Source organism: Caballeronia arationis (assembly GCF_001544975.2).
In the GTDB taxonomy this organism is placed as follows: Bacteria; Pseudomonadota; Gammaproteobacteria; order Burkholderiales; family Burkholderiaceae; genus Caballeronia; species Caballeronia arationis.
Genome location: NZ_FCOG02000005.1, coordinates 1 through 14,356, shown reverse-complemented (window position 1 = coordinate 14,356; position 14,356 = coordinate 1). Strand labels below are relative to the sequence as shown.

Sequence of the window (14,356 nt, the reverse complement as noted above, 5' to 3'; positions counted from 1 at the left end):
ATGAGCTGAACCCATGAACAATCTGATCGTCGCGGTCGCGGCTTACCTGATCGGCTCGATTTCGTTCGCCGTCGTCGTGAGCCGCGCGATGGGCCTCGCGGATCCGCGCTCATATGGCTCCGGCAACCCCGGCGCGACCAACGTGCTGCGCACCGGCAACAAGCTCGCGGCCATCCTGACGCTCGTCGGCGATGCCTTCAAGGGCTGGCTGCCGGTGTGGCTCGTCGTGCATTTCGGTGCGCGCTTCGGTCTCGATTCAACCGCCATCGCACTCGCGGCAATCGCGGTGTTTCTCGGCCACCTGTACCCGGTCTTCTTCAGGTTCCAGGGCGGCAAGGGCGTGGCCACTGCGGCGGGCGTCCTGCTCGCGATCCATCCCGCGCTCGGGCTCGCCACCTTGCTGACGTGGCTCATCATCGCGTTCTTCTTCCGCTATTCGTCGCTCGCGGCGCTCGTCGCGGCCGTTTTCGCACCGTTCTTTCAGGTATTCCTGTTCGGGCCGAGCCGCATTTCGCTCGCGGTCGTCGCGATGAGCGCGCTCCTGATCTGGCGCCATCGCGGCAATATCTCGAAGCTGCTCAACGGGCAGGAAAGCCGCATCGGCGACAAGAAGCGGGCCGCGCAGGCGGCGGAATGAGAACGACAAAGCCGCCCGCAGGCGGCTTCTTCGTGCGCGGCTCAGGCGTCAGAGGCGTCAGTCGCGGAAATTGTTGAAGTCGAGCGGCGTGTCCGTCACGTCCTTTTTCAGCATCGCGATCGTGCTTTGCAGGTCGTCGCGTTTCGTGCCGGAGACGCGCACCGCATCGCCCTGAATGCTCGCCTGCACCTTGATCTTGCTGTCCTTCACGAGCCTGACGATCTTCTTCGCGAGGTCGCCCGTCACGCCTTTCTTGATCTCGACGACCTGTTTGACCTTGTCTCCGCCGATCTTCTCGATTTTCTTGTAGTCGAGAAAACGCACGTCGACGTTGCGCTTGGCCATCTTCGAGAGCAGCACGTCCTTCACCTGGCCGAGCTTGAAGTCGTCGTCGGCGTAGAGCGTCAGTTCGCGCTCCTTCTGCTCGACGCGCGCGTCGGAACCCTTGAAGTCGAAGCGCGTCGAAATCTCCTTGTTCGACTGCTCGATCGCGTTCTTCACCTCGATCATGTTTGCTTCGCTGACTACGTCAAACGATGGCATCTGCATTCCCCTTCGTTGAGGCGAGGCGCGGCTTGCACGCGTGCACTCGCTATAATCACGGACCGACATCATTTTACGATGCCGTCCTGCTTTGCCCAAGGACGCGTCTTTCCCCACGCGGTTTTTCCATGCTCCCGTCTCTCATCGCCGACTATTCGCTTCGCGCGCACAACACGTTCGGTTTCGATGTCCGTGCACGTTATGCGATGAAGCTCGACACCGAAGCGCAGGTCGCGGCGCTCGCGCGCGATGACCGTATCGCGAGCCTGCCGCGCCTCGTGCTCGGCGGCGGCAGCAACGTCGTGCTGACGCGCGATTTCGACGGCGTCGCCTTGCTGGTCGGCATTCCGGGCAAGCGCGTGATTTTCGAGGCCGCCGACGCCTACCTCGTCGAAGCCGGCGCGGGCGAGAACTGGCACGACTTCGTCGCGTGGACGCTCGCCCAAGGCATGCCGGGGCTCGAAAATCTCGCGCTGATTCCGGGCACGGTCGGCGCGGCGCCGATCCAGAACATCGGCGCGTATGGGCTCGAAATGGGCGAGCGCTTCGAGCGTCTGCGAGCGATCGAACTCGCAACAGGCGAGGCGCGCGAATTTGACCGCGAAGCGTGCGCATTCGGCTATCGAGACAGCTTTTTCAAGCGGGCCGGGCGCGGGCGATTTCTGATCACGTCGGTCGTGTTCCGGCTGCCGAAAGCGTGGACGCCTCGTGCGGATTACGCGGACGTCGCGCGTGTGCTCGAAGGCTCGGGCAAGCGCGATGCGCAGGCAATCTTCGATGCTGTCGTCGCCGTGCGGCGGGCGAAACTGCCCGACTGGACAGTGCTCGGCAACGCAGGCAGTTTCTTCAAGAATCCGGTGGTGAGCGCCGAAGCGTTCGAAGCGCTCCGCGCGCGCGAGCCCGACGTGGTTTCGTACCGGCAGCCGGACGGCTCGGCGAAACTCGCGGCCGGCTGGCTGATCGACCGCTGCGGCTGGAAAGGGCGCTCGATCGGCGGCGCTGCGGTGCACGACCGGCAGGCGCTCGTGCTCGTGAACCGCGGCGGCGCGACGGGGGCGCAAGTGCTCGAACTCGCGGACGCGATCAAGCGAGATGTTCTCGCGCGCTTCGATGTCGAACTGGAAGCCGAACCGGTTTGTCTCTGAAGCGCCGCGTCAGAACGTAAAAACCCGCCGTTGCCGGCGGGTTTTTACGTTGAAGCGGGCGTTTTTCAGTGATTGAGCTTGCCGAGCAGCAGGTACTCCATCAGCGCCTTTTGCACATGCAGACGGTTTTCCGCCTCGTCCCAGACGACGCTCTGCGGACCGTCGATCACCTCCGCGCTCACTTCCTCGCCGCGATGCGCGGGCAGGCAGTGCATGAAAAGCGCGTCCGGATTGGCGCGCGCCATCATTTCGGCATCGACGCACCAGTCCGCGAACGCCTTCTTGCGCGCCTCGTTCTCGGCCTCGAAGCCCATGCTGGTCCACACGTCCGTCGTGACGAGATCCGCGCCGGTGCAGGCGTCGTTCGGATCGTCGAATTCCTCGTAGAACGGCGCGCTTTCGTCGGAGACGAGCGCACGGTCGAGCTTGTAGCCCGGCGGCGTCGAGAGCCGCAGCTTGAAACCGAGGATCTGCGCCGCCTCGATCCACGTGTAGAGCATGTTGTTGGCGTCGCCGACCCACGCGACCGTCTTGCCGTGGATCGGGCCGCGATGCTCGTAGTACGTGAAGATGTCGGCAAGCACCTGGCAGGGGTGATATTCGTTCGTCAGACCGTTGATCACCGGCACGCGCGAATTCTCGGCGAAACGCTGGATGATCTCCTGGCCGAACGTGCGGATCATGATGATGTCGACCATCCGCGAGACGACCTGCGCCGCGTCCTCGATCGGCTCTCCGCGACCGAGCTGCGTGTCGCGCGTGCTGAGAAACACCGCGTGGCCGCCGAGCTGGAAGATGCCGGCTTCGAACGAAAGACGCGTGCGCGTCGAATTCTTTTCGAAGATCATCGCAAGCGTGCGGTCGTGCAGCGGATGATAGGTCTCGTAGCTCTTGAACTTGCGCTTCAGGATGCGCGCGCGTTCGAGGACGTAGTCGTAATCGTCGAGCGAGAAGTCCTTGAACTGCAGATAGTGGCGAATTTTTTTGGAGGTCATGAAACGCATACGGCGGCTTCGACCCGGCCCGGAATGAGCCGGACGGCGCCGCCGTCGTTGGTGGTATCACATTTGAGCATAAAGGATTTCACGTTGTTTGACGAGTTGGCCAAAACGCGCAGAACCGCGCCGCAAGGCGCAGAGCAGGGCATCCGGGCTTTTGTGTGCACTGCGGAAAGAGGGCCGCTGCTGTATAATTGCGCTGGTTTTTTCAACACATCAGTGACATTTCGCAGCTTTCAACGCGTGCTCGCGGCGCAGGTTCGACTCGCCGGAAACGCGCGATCCAATGCGCATGACGCGCACGCTTTCAGATGCAGCGTTGCGCCGGATGTCTGAAGCGAGTCCGGCCGACAGACCACGAGCCCGGAACCGACAGAACCACGAAAGGCCGTATCCGATGATGAAACCGCATCGGCAGCGCCCGCCGACGCGGTTTGTGCATCATGCGTGCGCGTTCGCCGGCGTGCCAGCCGGCCGTCAAACAGGTATTCCTACATGGCCGAAGCAACCCCAACCGAATACTTCATTCAAGGCGTTACCAAGAGCGGAAAGACTTTTCGCCCGAGCGACTGGTCGGAGCGTCTTTGCGGCGTGATGTCTGCGTTCGGGCCGGGGGCGAGGGGGCCGAATGCGCGCCTGCAATATTCGATATACGTGCGGCCGACAATGCTCGGCAACGTGAAGACGGTGATCGTGGACTCGCGGCTGCGCGACGTTGAGCCGATGGCGTTCGATTTCGTGATGAACTTCGCGAAGGACAACGACCTGGTGGTCACCGAGGCGTGCGAACTGCCGCCGCATCACGGTACGCAGGTGAATCAGAGATGAGCCATCGAGGCGCGCCGCCGGAAGACAAAAAAGCCCGCGAAAGCGGGCTTTTTCGATGCTGCGGCAGCGGAAACAGGAAGCAGCGGCCGGCTGGATCACGCAAACACCGGGAAGTGCGCAGAAGATGCGCGCCCGGCGACGGATCTGGCCGGCAGCGAGCCGGAATTACTGGGCTGCGGGAGCCTGCAGACCCTTGATGGCTGCAGCCAGGCGGCTCTTATGGCGAGCGGCCTTGTTCTTGTGAACGATTTTCTTGTCGGCGATGATGTCGATCGTCTTCGACGACGACTTGAAGATTTCAGCAGCCTTGGCCTGGTCGCCGGCGTCGATCGCCTTGCGAACTGCCTTGATGGCGGTGCGGAACTTCGAGCGCAGTGCCGAGTTGTGCGAGTTTGCTTTGGCGGCCTGACGGGCGCGCTTGCGAGCTTGTGCGGTATTTGCCATGACGGTTCCTTATCCTGTTCCAGCTGTTCACTTATGCCAGCGAGTGTTCTGCCCTCTCTCGCTATTGCTCTGGCCGCAGACCAGACGAGGGTGCGAGTGTGGTTTCCTACGCGCTGCTTTGATCGGAACTCCCGGGAACGATTGCCCGAGAGCGCAAAAATCGTGGAAAAAACACGTGAAGCTGCCTTTGCGGAGCTTCGAAACCGAAGATTATAGCAAGCAACCACAAGATGTGACAAGCGGGGATTCGGGCCGCGTGCCTCCCGGGTTGCCGAAGCCGCGCCGGGTCGACTGGCGGTTCCGTCCGCGTCTTTGTGCGCAGCCGATCTGAGACCGGCCCGCGCCGCCCGTATAATAAGCGCCCCATGAATCTATTCCGAGCCCTCCTGACGGTCAGCGGCTTCACGCTGCTGTCGCGCGTGACCGGCCTGGTCCGCGAAACGCTGATCGCCCGAGCCTTCGGCGCCAGCCAGTTTACCGACGCCTTTTACGTCGCCTTCCGGATCCCGAACCTGCTGCGGCGTCTGTCCGCGGAAGGTGCGTTCGCACAGGCGTTCGTGCCGATCCTCGCCGAGTTCAAGAACACCGAAGGCCACGACCCGACCAAGGCGCTCGTCGATGCGATGTCCACCGTTCTCGCCTGGGGCCTCGCCGTGCTTTCGATCGCGGGCGTGGCGGGCGCGTCGTGGGTGGTGTTCGCGGTGGCGTCGGGGCTGAAACACGACGGCCAGGCGTACGTGCTGGCGGTGTCGATGACGCGGATCATGTTCCCCTACATCATCTTCATCTCGCTGACGACGCTCGCTTCCGGCGTGCTCAACACGTACAAGCAGTTTTCCCTGCCCGCGTTCGCGCCGGTGCTGTTGAACGTCGCGTTCATTGGCGCGGCCGTGTTCGTCGCGCCGCACCTGAAAGTGCCGGTGTTCGCCCTCGCGTACGCGGTGATCGTCGGCGGGATTCTGCAGTTTCTCGTGCAACTGCCGGGACTCAGGAAGATCGACATGATCCCGCGCATCGGGCTCAACTTCTTCCGCGCACTGCGGCATCCCGGCGTCAAGCGCGTGCTCCTCAAGATGGTCCCGGCGACGTTCGCGGTCTCCGTCGGCCAGTTGAGCCTCATCATCAATACGAACATCGCGTCGCAGATCGGGCAGGGCGCCGTCTCGTGGATCAACTACGCCGACCGCCTGATGGAATTCCCGACCGCGCTTCTCGGCGCCGCGCTCGGCACGATCCTCCTGCCGAGTCTTTCAAAAGCGCACGTCGATGCTGATCCGGTCGAATATTCCGCGCTTCTGGACTGGGGCCTGCGGATCACGTTCCTGCTCGCCGCGCCGAGCGCCGTCGCGCTGTTCTTCTTCGCCGAGCCGCTCACCGCGACGCTCTTCCACTACGGCAAGTTCGACGCGCATTCCGTCCTGATGGTCGGCCGGGCGTTGTCGGCGTACGGGATCGGCCTGATCGGACTCATCCTGATCAAGATTCTCGCGCCCGGCTTCTACGCGATACAGGACATCAAGACGCCCGTGAAAATCGCGATTGGTGTGCTGGTAATGACGCAGGTCAGCAATTACATTTTCGTGCCGATTTTTTCGCACGCGGGCCTGACGCTCTCGATCGGCCTCGGCGCGCTCGCCAACGCGCTCTTGCTGTTTTTCGGCTTGCGCAGGCGCGGGATCTACCAGCCGTCGGCGGGCTGGACGCGCTTTTTCGTGCAGTTGACCGGCGCGTGTCTAGTGCTCGCGGGCGTGATGCACTGGGTATCGGCGAACTTCGACTGGATCGGCATGCGCGCGACGCCGCTCGCACGAATTGTGCTGCTCGGAGCAAGCCTGGTTATCTTCGCCGCGCTATATTTCGGTATGCTCTCCGCGATGGGCTTTAAATACGCGTATTTCCGAAGGCGAACGCTCTGATGACGACAACGCGCATCCTCGACTATTTCGGCTCGCTCGTGGCGGAAGACGAAACGCTGCCGCTCACGGAGTCGGCCTTGTCGCTGGCGCAGGACGCCTATCCCGATCTCGACTTGCAGGGCGTGCTGGCCGAAGTCGACGAACTCGTTTTGCGGGTGCGCCGCCGCATGCCCGACAATGCCGACATCAAGCAGAAAGTCGGCGTGCTGAATCGCTATTTCTTCCGCGAACTCGGCTTCACGAGCAATCTCAACGATTACTACGATCCTGACAACAGCCATCTGAACGTCGTGCTCAAGCGCCGGCGCGGCATTCCGATTTCGCTCGCGGTGATCTATCTGGAAATGGCCGAGCAGCTCGGCATTCCGGTGCGCGGCGTGTCGTTTCCAGGACACTTCCTGCTGCGCGTGACCGCGCCCGACGGCGACGTGATGCTCGATCCGACCACCGGCCACTATCTGTCGGAATCGCAGATGGTGGAGATGCTGGAGCCGTATGTGCAGCGCGTCGGCGAATCGCTCGGGAGCGCGCTGCGCGTCCTGCTGCAGCCCGCGACGCGCCGCGAGATCGTCGCGCGGATGCTGCGCAACCTGAAGAGCGTCTACCTGCAGACGGAACGCTGGCAGCGGCTGCTCGCGGTTCAGCAGCGGCTCGTGATCCTGCTGCCGGAGAGCATCGAAGAAGTGCGCGATCGCGGTTTCGCCTACGCGCGGCTCGATTACCTGCGCCCGGCGCTGGAAGACCTGCAGCGCTATCTCGAAGACCGGCCGGAAGCGGAAGACGCGACGGTCGTGGAAACGGAATTGCACGAACTCAGGCAACGCACCCAGCACGACGGCGACTGAAGCGCTCGTTGCAGCCAGAACGAAGACGGCGGCCCGCAAAGGCCGCCGTTTTTTATTTCATTTCGGTTGCATGCGAATTGCGCCGTCGAGCCGGATCACTTCGCCGTTGAGCATCGGGTTGTCGAAGATCTGCTTGACGAGCATCGCGAATTCCGCGGGCCGGCCGAGCCGCGGCGGGAACGGCACCATCGCGCCGAGCGCGTCCTGCACGTCCTGCGGCATGCCGAGCAGCATCGGCGTCTCGAAGATGCCCGGCGCGATCGTCATCACGCGGATCGCGCTGCGCGAGAGGTCGCGCGCGATCGGCAGCGTCATGCCCGCGACGCCGCTCTTCGATGCCGCATACGCCGCCTGGCCGATTTGTCCGTCGAAAGCCGCAACCGACGCCGTGCTGACGATCACACCGCGTTCGCCGGCGGCATTCGGCTCGTTCTTCGACATGGCGGCTGCCGCGAGCCGGATCATGTTGAACGTGCCGATCAGGTTGATGGCGATCGTCTTCGAGAACAGGTCGAGCGGGTGGGGGCCGTCCTTCCCGACCGTCTTCGATGCCGGCGCGACGCCCGCGCAGTTCACGAGGCCGCGCAGGCTGCCGAGTTGCGTGGCGGCATCGACGGCCTGCTTCCCGTCCGCTTCCTGACTGACGTCGCACTTCACGAAGACGCCGCCGAGTTCCTTCGCGAGCGCAACGCCCGCCGCTTCGTTCATGTCGGCAAGCACGACCTTGCCGCCGTGTTCGGTGACGAGGCGCGCGGTCGCGGCGCCGAGTCCCGACGCGCCACCGGTGATCAGAAAGACGTTGCCTTGAATCTCCATGTCTCGCTCCTTTGCTTGAGTGTCTCTTGGTGCGTTGCACGCATATCGCTGGGCCGGACGATTGTAGCCGCTCGTGTGCGCCGCTTCGTTTCGCGACGCGCAGAAAGACAAAACCCGCTCACTGGGAGCGGGTTTGCCTGGGCAAATCGAAAAACGGACGCCTTTATTTCAGCGCATCGAACACGCGCGTCCGGATGTCATCGACGCTGCCGAGACCCGAGATCTTCCGGTATTCCGGTGCCTTCAGCCCGCTCGTGTCGCCGTGCTGCGCCCATTCGTTGTAGTACTGGATGAGCGGCTTGGTCTGCGCAACATAGACGTCGAGCCGCTTTTTCACGGTCTCTTCCTTGTCGTCGTCGCGCTGGATCAGCGGTTCCCCGGTGACGTCGTCGACCATGTCGTTCTTCGGCGGATTGAACTTCACGTGATACGTGCGGCCCGACGCGGCATGCACGCGACGGCCGCTCATGCGCAAGATGATCTCGTCGAACGGGACGTCGATTTCGAGCACGTAGTCGATCGCGACGTTCGCCTGCTTCATCGCTTCCGCCTGCGGCAGCGTGCGCGGGAAACCGTCGAACAGGTACCCGTTCGCGCAGTCCGGCTGTTGCAGCCGTTCCCTCACGAGATTGATGATGAGCGTGTCCGGCACCAGCTCGCCGGCGTCCATGAAGCGCTTCGCCTCGACGCCGAGCGGCGAGCCCGCCTTGACCGCGGCGCGCAGCATGTCGCCCGTCGAGATCTGCGGAATGCCGAACTTTTCCTTGATGAAGTTTGCCTGGGTGCCCTTGCCCGCGCCGGGTGCGCCCAACAGGATCAAACGCATGGTGATATCTCCGAATCGTATTGAAACCTGCGTCGCGAGGCCTGAAATGCATCCGGTGATGCGGCGCTCGTGCGGCGTCAGAAACGTGGGGCGCAGCCGGTCGGAGAGACGGCGCGGCACCAGTCGACAGCGGCGCAATGTTGAGCGTGGCGCTGACCGGATGGCTCGCGCTAATCGGTTGATTATGCCACGGCTCGTCATAATCGCGACCGTTAAAAACGGCTGTGATGCCCGTTATTCGGGCGAGAGCGGGGGTTTACACGAGTTGCGCCGAAGGCGCGTCATGCGCCTTCCTGCGTCAGTTTCCGCTGCCGAAAAGCGCCTGCACGCGCGCAAGATCGGCGGGGGTGTCGACACCCGGCGGCGGCGCGTCGCTCGTGACGAGCACCGCGATACGCTCGCCGTGCCAGAGCGCGCGCAGTTGTTCGAGCGCTTCGGCTTCTTCGATCGGCGCCTGCGCGAGCGTCGGATAGACGCGCAGGAATTTCGCGCGATACGCATAGAGGCCGATGTGGCGCAGCACGTTCGGCGGCACGGCGGGCAGTGCGGCGAGCGCACCGACATCGGGCCAGCGCGATTGCCACGCGTCGCGCGACCACGGAATCGGCGCGCGCGAGAAATAGAGCGCGACGCTCTTCGCATCGAGCACGACTTTCACGACGTTCGGGCTGAAGACGTCGGCGGGATCGTGGATCGGATGCGCGGCGGTCGCGATCGCGCACGAAGGATGCGCCGCGAGATGCGCGGCGACATCGCGCACGAGTTGCGGGTCGATCAACGGTTCGTCGCCCTGCACGTTGACGACGATGGTGTCGTCGCTCCAGCCGAAATGCGTCGCGACTTCGGCGAGCCGGTCGGTGCCGTTCGGGTGATCCGCGCGCGTGAGCAGCACGTCGATGCCATGTTCGTTCGCGATGTCCACGACACGCGGCGAGTCCGTCGCGATCAGCACGTGCTGCGCGCCCGAGAGCCGCGCGCGCTCGGCGACACGCACGACCATCGGCTTGCCGCCGATATCGGCGAGCGGCTTGTTCGGCAGGCGCGTGGACGCGAGCCGCGCCGGAATGACCGCGACGAAGTTGACGGAAGCGTTCATGAGATGCCGCTCAGTTGCCGGCGGGCTTGAGCGGCTCGACGGGCGTGCCTTCGACGGTCTGCCGCGCTTCGTCGGCGAGCATCACGGGGATGCCGTCGCGGATCGGATAGGCGAGCTTGTCCGCGCTGCAGATGAGCTCCTGCGCCGCGCGATCGTAAATGAGCGGGCCCTTGCAGATCGGGCAGACGAGGATTTCAAGCAGGCGTGCGTCCACGGAGTTTCTCCACAACTAGGGCGATGAGGCGGGGCTTCAGCACGGCTTCCACTGGGACGACCCAGATGCGCGCGTCGCGCCAGGCCCCGAATTTTACTGCATCCTTCTCGGTGATCAGGATCGCGTCGGCGTCGATGTCGGCGAACGGATTCTCGCGATACGAGTAGTGATCGGGGAACGCGCGCGTTGCAGGCGTGATGCCCGCCGCGCGCAATGTCGCGAAGAAGCGCTCGGGCGAGCCGATGCCCGCCGCCGCCACGACCTTTTCGCCCGCGAACTGCGCAAGCGGCCGGCGCATGGACGGATCGTCGAGCAGCCAGGCGTCGCCGGGCGTGAGGTCGAGCGGGAAGGTGTTCGGCCACGGCGGCAGCGTGCGCTCGTAGGGACTGTTGACGAGCGTCGCATCGCGGCGTCGCGACATCGGTTCGCGCAGCGGGCCTGCGGGCAGCAGGAAGTTGTTGCCGCCGAGCCGGTCGTCGAACACGACGAGTTCGAACGCGCGGGCGAGCCGGTAATGCTGCAGGCCGTCGTCGCTCACGATCACGTCCACCGACGGATTCGCTTTCAGCAGCGACACCGCCGCCGCGACGCGGTCCGGGCTCACGTAGACGGGCGCATGCGTGCGGCGCGCGATCAGGAGCGGTTCGTCGCCGACCTTGTCCGGCGAACTCGATGCGGTGACGCTCGTCGGCGCTTCAATCTTCGCGCCGTAGCCGCGCGACACGACGCCCGGCTGGAAGCCGGCGGCGCGCAGCGCCTCGACGAGCGCGATCACCGTGGGCGTCTTGCCGGTCCCGCCGACCGTCACGTTGCCGACGACCACGACCGGCACGCCGACGTCGACCCGCTTGATCCAGCCGAGGTCGAAGAGCGCGCGGCGCGTCGCGGCGACGGCGCCGAACACGCAGGCGAACGGCGTGAGCGCCCACGCGACGTAGCCGCGCTTGCGCCATTCGCGCGCGAGGAAGGTTTCTATCGGCGGCTTGAGATCAGACATGGACCGCCTTGCGGCCGTGGACGTTGACGCGCGATGTGGCGGCCGGTGTGAAAGGGTGCGACGGATTCAGCATCGGCATGGGTCTCCAGAAACTTGCTCGACCGCTCGCGAGAGCGACCGGTGCACGAACCCGGCACTCTAGCGCGGGCGGGCCGCGCGCGCCAGTCGCGAAAACTGGCGAAAATGGCCGGCATCCCCGCGTCGAGCCGTACGGGCGCCGGGTCCACAGCCTGTGGATAACTCTGTGAAGAACTTGCGCCCGAAATCGCCTGAAGCCGCGTCAAGAAAGAGTTGCTCCGGCAATGCGAATGGTTCCACAAATATTCGCTTTTAAAATCAACGACTTATTTCCATCGCTCGGGCTTCCAGAGCGCTTTCGAGGCGTCGGTCGGTAAGTCCTGCTGTGTGGACACTTGGTACACTCCGAGTCCATTTTTAACGTGCCCTGGCCGAATGGCGTATCGTCCGGCAGGTCTACGAACTCCGCGCTGCCATGAATTCCGATCCCCTGTCGTCGCAAGGCGGCGATGCCGTCGTCCCCGTTTCCGCGCTGAACCGCGCGATCGGCAACCTGCTCGAACGGTCGTTTCCGCTCGTGTGGGTGTCGGGCGAAGTGTCGAATTTCACGCGCGCCGCGAGCGGTCACTGGTACTTCTCGATCAAGGACGCGCAGGCGCAGATGCGCTGCGTCATGTTTCGGGGCCGTGCACAGTACGCCGAGTTTACGCCGCGCGAGGGCGACAAGATCGAAGTGCGCGCGCTCGTCACGATGTACGAGCCGCGCGGCGAATTGCAGTTGAATGTCGAAGCGGTGAGGCGCACCGGGCAGGGGCGGCTTTTCGAAGCTTTCCTCCGCCTGAAAGCGCAGCTCGAAAGCGAGGGCCTGTTCGCCCCCGGGCGAAAGCGCGCGCTGCCCGCGCATCCGCGGGCGATCGGCATCGTCACGTCGCTGCAGGCCGCCGCGCTGCGCGACGTGCTGACGACACTCTGTCGCCGAGCGCCGCACGTGCCGGTCATCGTCTATCCGGCGCCCGTGCAGGGCGCGGGCGTCGGCGCGAAGCTCGCCGCGATGGTCGAGGCGGCGAACGCGAGGCGCGAAGTGGATGTGCTGATCGTGTGCCGGGGTGGCGGATCGATCGAGGATCTGTGGGCGTTCAACGAGGAAGTGCTCGCGCGCGCGATCGCGGCGAGCGCGTTGCCGGTGGTGAGCGGCGTCGGGCACGAGACGGATTTCACGATCGCCGATTTCGCCGCCGACGTCCGCGCGCCGACGCCCACGGCGGCCGCCGAACTCGTCAGTCCACAGCGCGTGTTGCTTCTGCGCGATCTCGATCACCGGCACGCGGCGCTCGCGCGTGGCTTCGGCCGCATGATGGAACGCCGCGAGCAGCAACTCGACTGGCTCGCGCGCCGGCTCGTGAGCCCGGCTGAGCGCCTCGAACGTCAGCGCGTGCATCTTCGGCAACTGGCGATGCGTCTCGTCTCCGCGGCGGCGCGTCCGGCGCGTGAAGCGCGCGCACGCTTTGCGATGGCGCAGTTGCGATGGCGGCGCCTGCGGCCGGATCCCGGCGCCGAACGCGAGCACCTGATGCGGGTGGCGCAGCGATTGCGGGCAGCACAGGGCAGCCGTCACGAGCGGGAGACGGCGCGCGTGTCGGAATTGTCGGCGCGCTTGCAGGTGCTGAGTCCGCGGCGCACACTGGAACGCGGATACGCGGCACTGATCGATACGCAGACGGGCCGCGCATTGCGTGCGCCGGGCGCGCTGAAACCGAAGCGCGCGCTGACCGTGCATCTCGCCGAAGGCAGCGCGGATGTCCTTCTCGCCGATGTGCAGCCGCGCCTCTCCGACGAGTTCTGAAGGGTGCGTTTTCTGTATCCGCGAATGTAGTTTTGACGCCTTCCGAACGAGGCAGCCGAGCATTATTTACGCCGCAGGCAGAGTCCCGAAAGCGATCCTCCTCATAAAGGGCATGCGGTTTGCGGGGTTATCCCAACTCGCCTACAATCCATTGCTCCACTGCCTCACTCCTCACAGTCCCCACAAATCAACATAGAAGGAAGCTCGCACCATGGAACATACGCTCCCGCCGCTGCCGTTCGACAAGAACGCGCTGGCTCCGCACATGTCGGAAGAAACGCTTGAGTACCACTATGGCAAGCACCACCAGACCTATGTGACGAACCTGAACAAGTTGATTCCGGGCACCGAATTCGAGAACCTCTCCCTCGAAGAGATCGTGAAGAAATCGTCGGGCGGTGTGTTCAACAATTCGGCCCAGATCTGGAATCACACGTTCTTCTGGAACAGCCTCTCGCCGAACGGCGGTGGCGCTCCGTCGGGCGCACTTGGCGACGCGATCAACGCCAAGTGGGGCTCCTACGACAAATTCAAGGAAGAATTCGCGAAGGTTGCCATCGGGACGTTCGGCTCGGGCTGGGCATGGCTCGTGAAGAAGGCGGACGGCGCGCTCGACATCGTGTCGACGAGCAACGCCGCCACGCCGCTCACCACCGACTCGAAGGCGCTCCTGACGATCGACGTCTGGGAACACGCGTATTACATCGACTATCGCAATGCGCGTCCGAAGTTCGTCGAGGCTTACTGGAACATCGTGAACTGGGACTTTGCTGCGAAGAATTTCGGCGCGTGAGTCGCCGCTGTTCCGTGACAATAAAGTTTGGAAATACAGCGGGATGATCCGCAACGAACTTTAGAAAGTAGCTTGTTTGAAAGCCCTCCGACGTGAGGGCTAATGAGATGGTCACCCCCACCCTACACGCGGGTTACGCTGTAGGGTGTTTTCCTTTCTGGAGAGGCCATCATGCAAGACGTGACGCTGGTTGGAATCGATCTGGGCAAGCATTCGTTTCACCTTCACGGCCAGGACCGGCACGGCAAAGCCGTGTTTCGCAAGAAGGTCAGCCGCAAGCAGCTTACCGAATTTTTCGCCACGTTTCACGCCTGTACCGTGGTCATGGAAGCTTGCGCCGGTGCCCATCACATGGCCCGCAAACTGACGGCCTTCGGGCATCAGGTCAAGCTCATCT

The 14,356-nt window shown here is 63.9% G+C and carries 15 protein-coding genes and 1 pseudogene; 8 read left to right on the top strand and 8 right to left on the bottom strand.

Features of this window, described 5'->3' with window-relative positions:
- The first annotated feature begins 13 nt into the window (after positions 1-13).
- Positions 14-637 carry a glycerol-3-phosphate 1-O-acyltransferase PlsY gene (gene plsY, locus AWB81_RS04245; RefSeq protein ID WP_062632656.1) on the top strand — a complete coding sequence of 208 codons (624 nt, stop codon included), beginning with the start codon at positions 14-16 and terminating at the stop codon, positions 635-637.
- Positions 638-694: 57 nt separating this feature from the next.
- Here the strand turns inward: plsY and AWB81_RS04240 are convergent, their stop codons facing one another.
- Positions 695-1,180: a YajQ family cyclic di-GMP-binding protein gene (locus AWB81_RS04240; protein ID WP_062632827.1), complete on the bottom strand. Its 486-nt coding sequence runs from the start codon at positions 1,178-1,180 to the stop codon at positions 695-697.
- Positions 1,181-1,308: 128 nt separating this feature from the next.
- On the opposite strand from AWB81_RS04240, the gene murB reads away from it, so the two are divergent.
- A complete protein-coding gene (murB, locus tag AWB81_RS04235) occupies positions 1,309-2,325 on the top strand; it encodes a UDP-N-acetylmuramate dehydrogenase (RefSeq protein ID WP_062632655.1) in 1,017 nt (338 codons plus the stop codon).
- A 65-nt stretch (positions 2,326-2,390) separates the two neighbouring features.
- On the opposite strand, the gene argF is transcribed toward murB, so the two are convergent.
- Positions 2,391-3,320: an ornithine carbamoyltransferase gene (gene argF, locus AWB81_RS04230; protein WP_062632825.1), complete on the bottom strand. Its 930-nt coding sequence runs from the start codon at positions 3,318-3,320 to the stop codon at positions 2,391-2,393.
- A gap of 498 nt (positions 3,321-3,818) precedes the next feature.
- Here argF and AWB81_RS04225 point away from each other — a divergent pair, with 498 nt between their 5' ends.
- Entirely contained in the window at positions 3,819-4,151 is a 333-nt protein-coding gene (locus tag AWB81_RS04225; protein WP_062632654.1) for a DUF3579 domain-containing protein, read from the top strand.
- A gap of 165 nt (positions 4,152-4,316) precedes the next feature.
- On the opposite strand, the gene rpsT is transcribed toward AWB81_RS04225, so the two are convergent.
- A complete protein-coding gene (rpsT, locus tag AWB81_RS04220) occupies positions 4,317-4,595 on the bottom strand; it encodes a 30S ribosomal protein S20 (protein ID WP_062632653.1) in 279 nt (92 codons plus the stop codon).
- Between the two features lie 365 nt (positions 4,596-4,960).
- Here rpsT and murJ point away from each other — a divergent pair, with 365 nt between their 5' ends.
- Both murJ and AWB81_RS04210 read left to right on the top strand, forming a co-directional pair.
- Positions 4,961-6,511, top strand: a complete 1,551-nt coding sequence (gene murJ / locus AWB81_RS04215; RefSeq protein ID WP_062632652.1) for a murein biosynthesis integral membrane protein MurJ — start codon at positions 4,961-4,963, stop codon at positions 6,509-6,511.
- Positions 6,511-7,356 carry a SirB1 family protein gene (locus AWB81_RS04210; protein WP_062632651.1) on the top strand — a complete coding sequence of 282 codons (846 nt, stop codon included), beginning with the start codon at positions 6,511-6,513 and terminating at the stop codon, positions 7,354-7,356. Before murJ ends, AWB81_RS04210 begins: the two co-directional genes overlap by 1 nt.
- Before the next feature lie 57 nt (positions 7,357-7,413).
- Here AWB81_RS04210 and AWB81_RS04205 read toward each other — a convergent pair whose 3' ends face one another.
- From AWB81_RS04205 to lpxK, 5 genes are all read right to left on the bottom strand, one after another.
- Complete coding sequence (locus tag AWB81_RS04205; RefSeq protein ID WP_062632650.1) at positions 7,414-8,172, bottom strand: 3-hydroxyacyl-CoA dehydrogenase; 759 nt, start codon at positions 8,170-8,172, stop codon at positions 7,414-7,416.
- Between the two features lie 163 nt (positions 8,173-8,335).
- On the bottom strand, positions 8,336-8,998 hold the full coding sequence (gene adk / locus AWB81_RS04200) for an adenylate kinase (protein WP_062632649.1): 663 nt from the start codon (positions 8,996-8,998) through the stop codon (positions 8,336-8,338).
- A gap of 298 nt (positions 8,999-9,296) precedes the next feature.
- Positions 9,297-10,094 (bottom strand): 3-deoxy-manno-octulosonate cytidylyltransferase, encoded by a 798-nt coding sequence (kdsB, locus tag AWB81_RS04195; protein WP_062632648.1) that lies wholly within the window; start codon positions 10,092-10,094, stop codon positions 9,297-9,299.
- A gap of 10 nt (positions 10,095-10,104) precedes the next feature.
- On the bottom strand, positions 10,105-10,308 hold the full coding sequence (locus tag AWB81_RS04190; RefSeq protein ID WP_062632647.1) for a Trm112 family protein: 204 nt from the start codon (positions 10,306-10,308) through the stop codon (positions 10,105-10,107).
- Positions 10,289-11,305 carry a tetraacyldisaccharide 4'-kinase gene (gene lpxK, locus AWB81_RS04185; RefSeq protein ID WP_062632646.1) on the bottom strand — a complete coding sequence of 339 codons (1,017 nt, stop codon included), beginning with the start codon at positions 11,303-11,305 and terminating at the stop codon, positions 10,289-10,291. Before lpxK ends, AWB81_RS04190 begins: the two co-directional genes overlap by 20 nt.
- Before the next feature lie 493 nt (positions 11,306-11,798).
- On the opposite strand from lpxK, the gene xseA reads away from it, so the two are divergent.
- From xseA to AWB81_RS04170, 3 genes and pseudogenes are all read left to right on the top strand, one after another.
- A complete protein-coding gene (gene xseA / locus AWB81_RS04180) occupies positions 11,799-13,166 on the top strand; it encodes an exodeoxyribonuclease VII large subunit (protein ID WP_062632645.1) in 1,368 nt (455 codons plus the stop codon).
- Positions 13,167-13,377: 211 nt separating this feature from the next.
- On the top strand, positions 13,378-13,959 hold the full coding sequence (sodB, locus tag AWB81_RS04175) for a superoxide dismutase [Fe] (RefSeq protein WP_062632644.1): 582 nt from the start codon (positions 13,378-13,380) through the stop codon (positions 13,957-13,959).
- Positions 13,960-14,130: 171 nt separating this feature from the next.
- A pseudogene (locus AWB81_RS04170) lies at positions 14,131-14,356 on the top strand (IS110 family transposase); the annotation flags it as partial.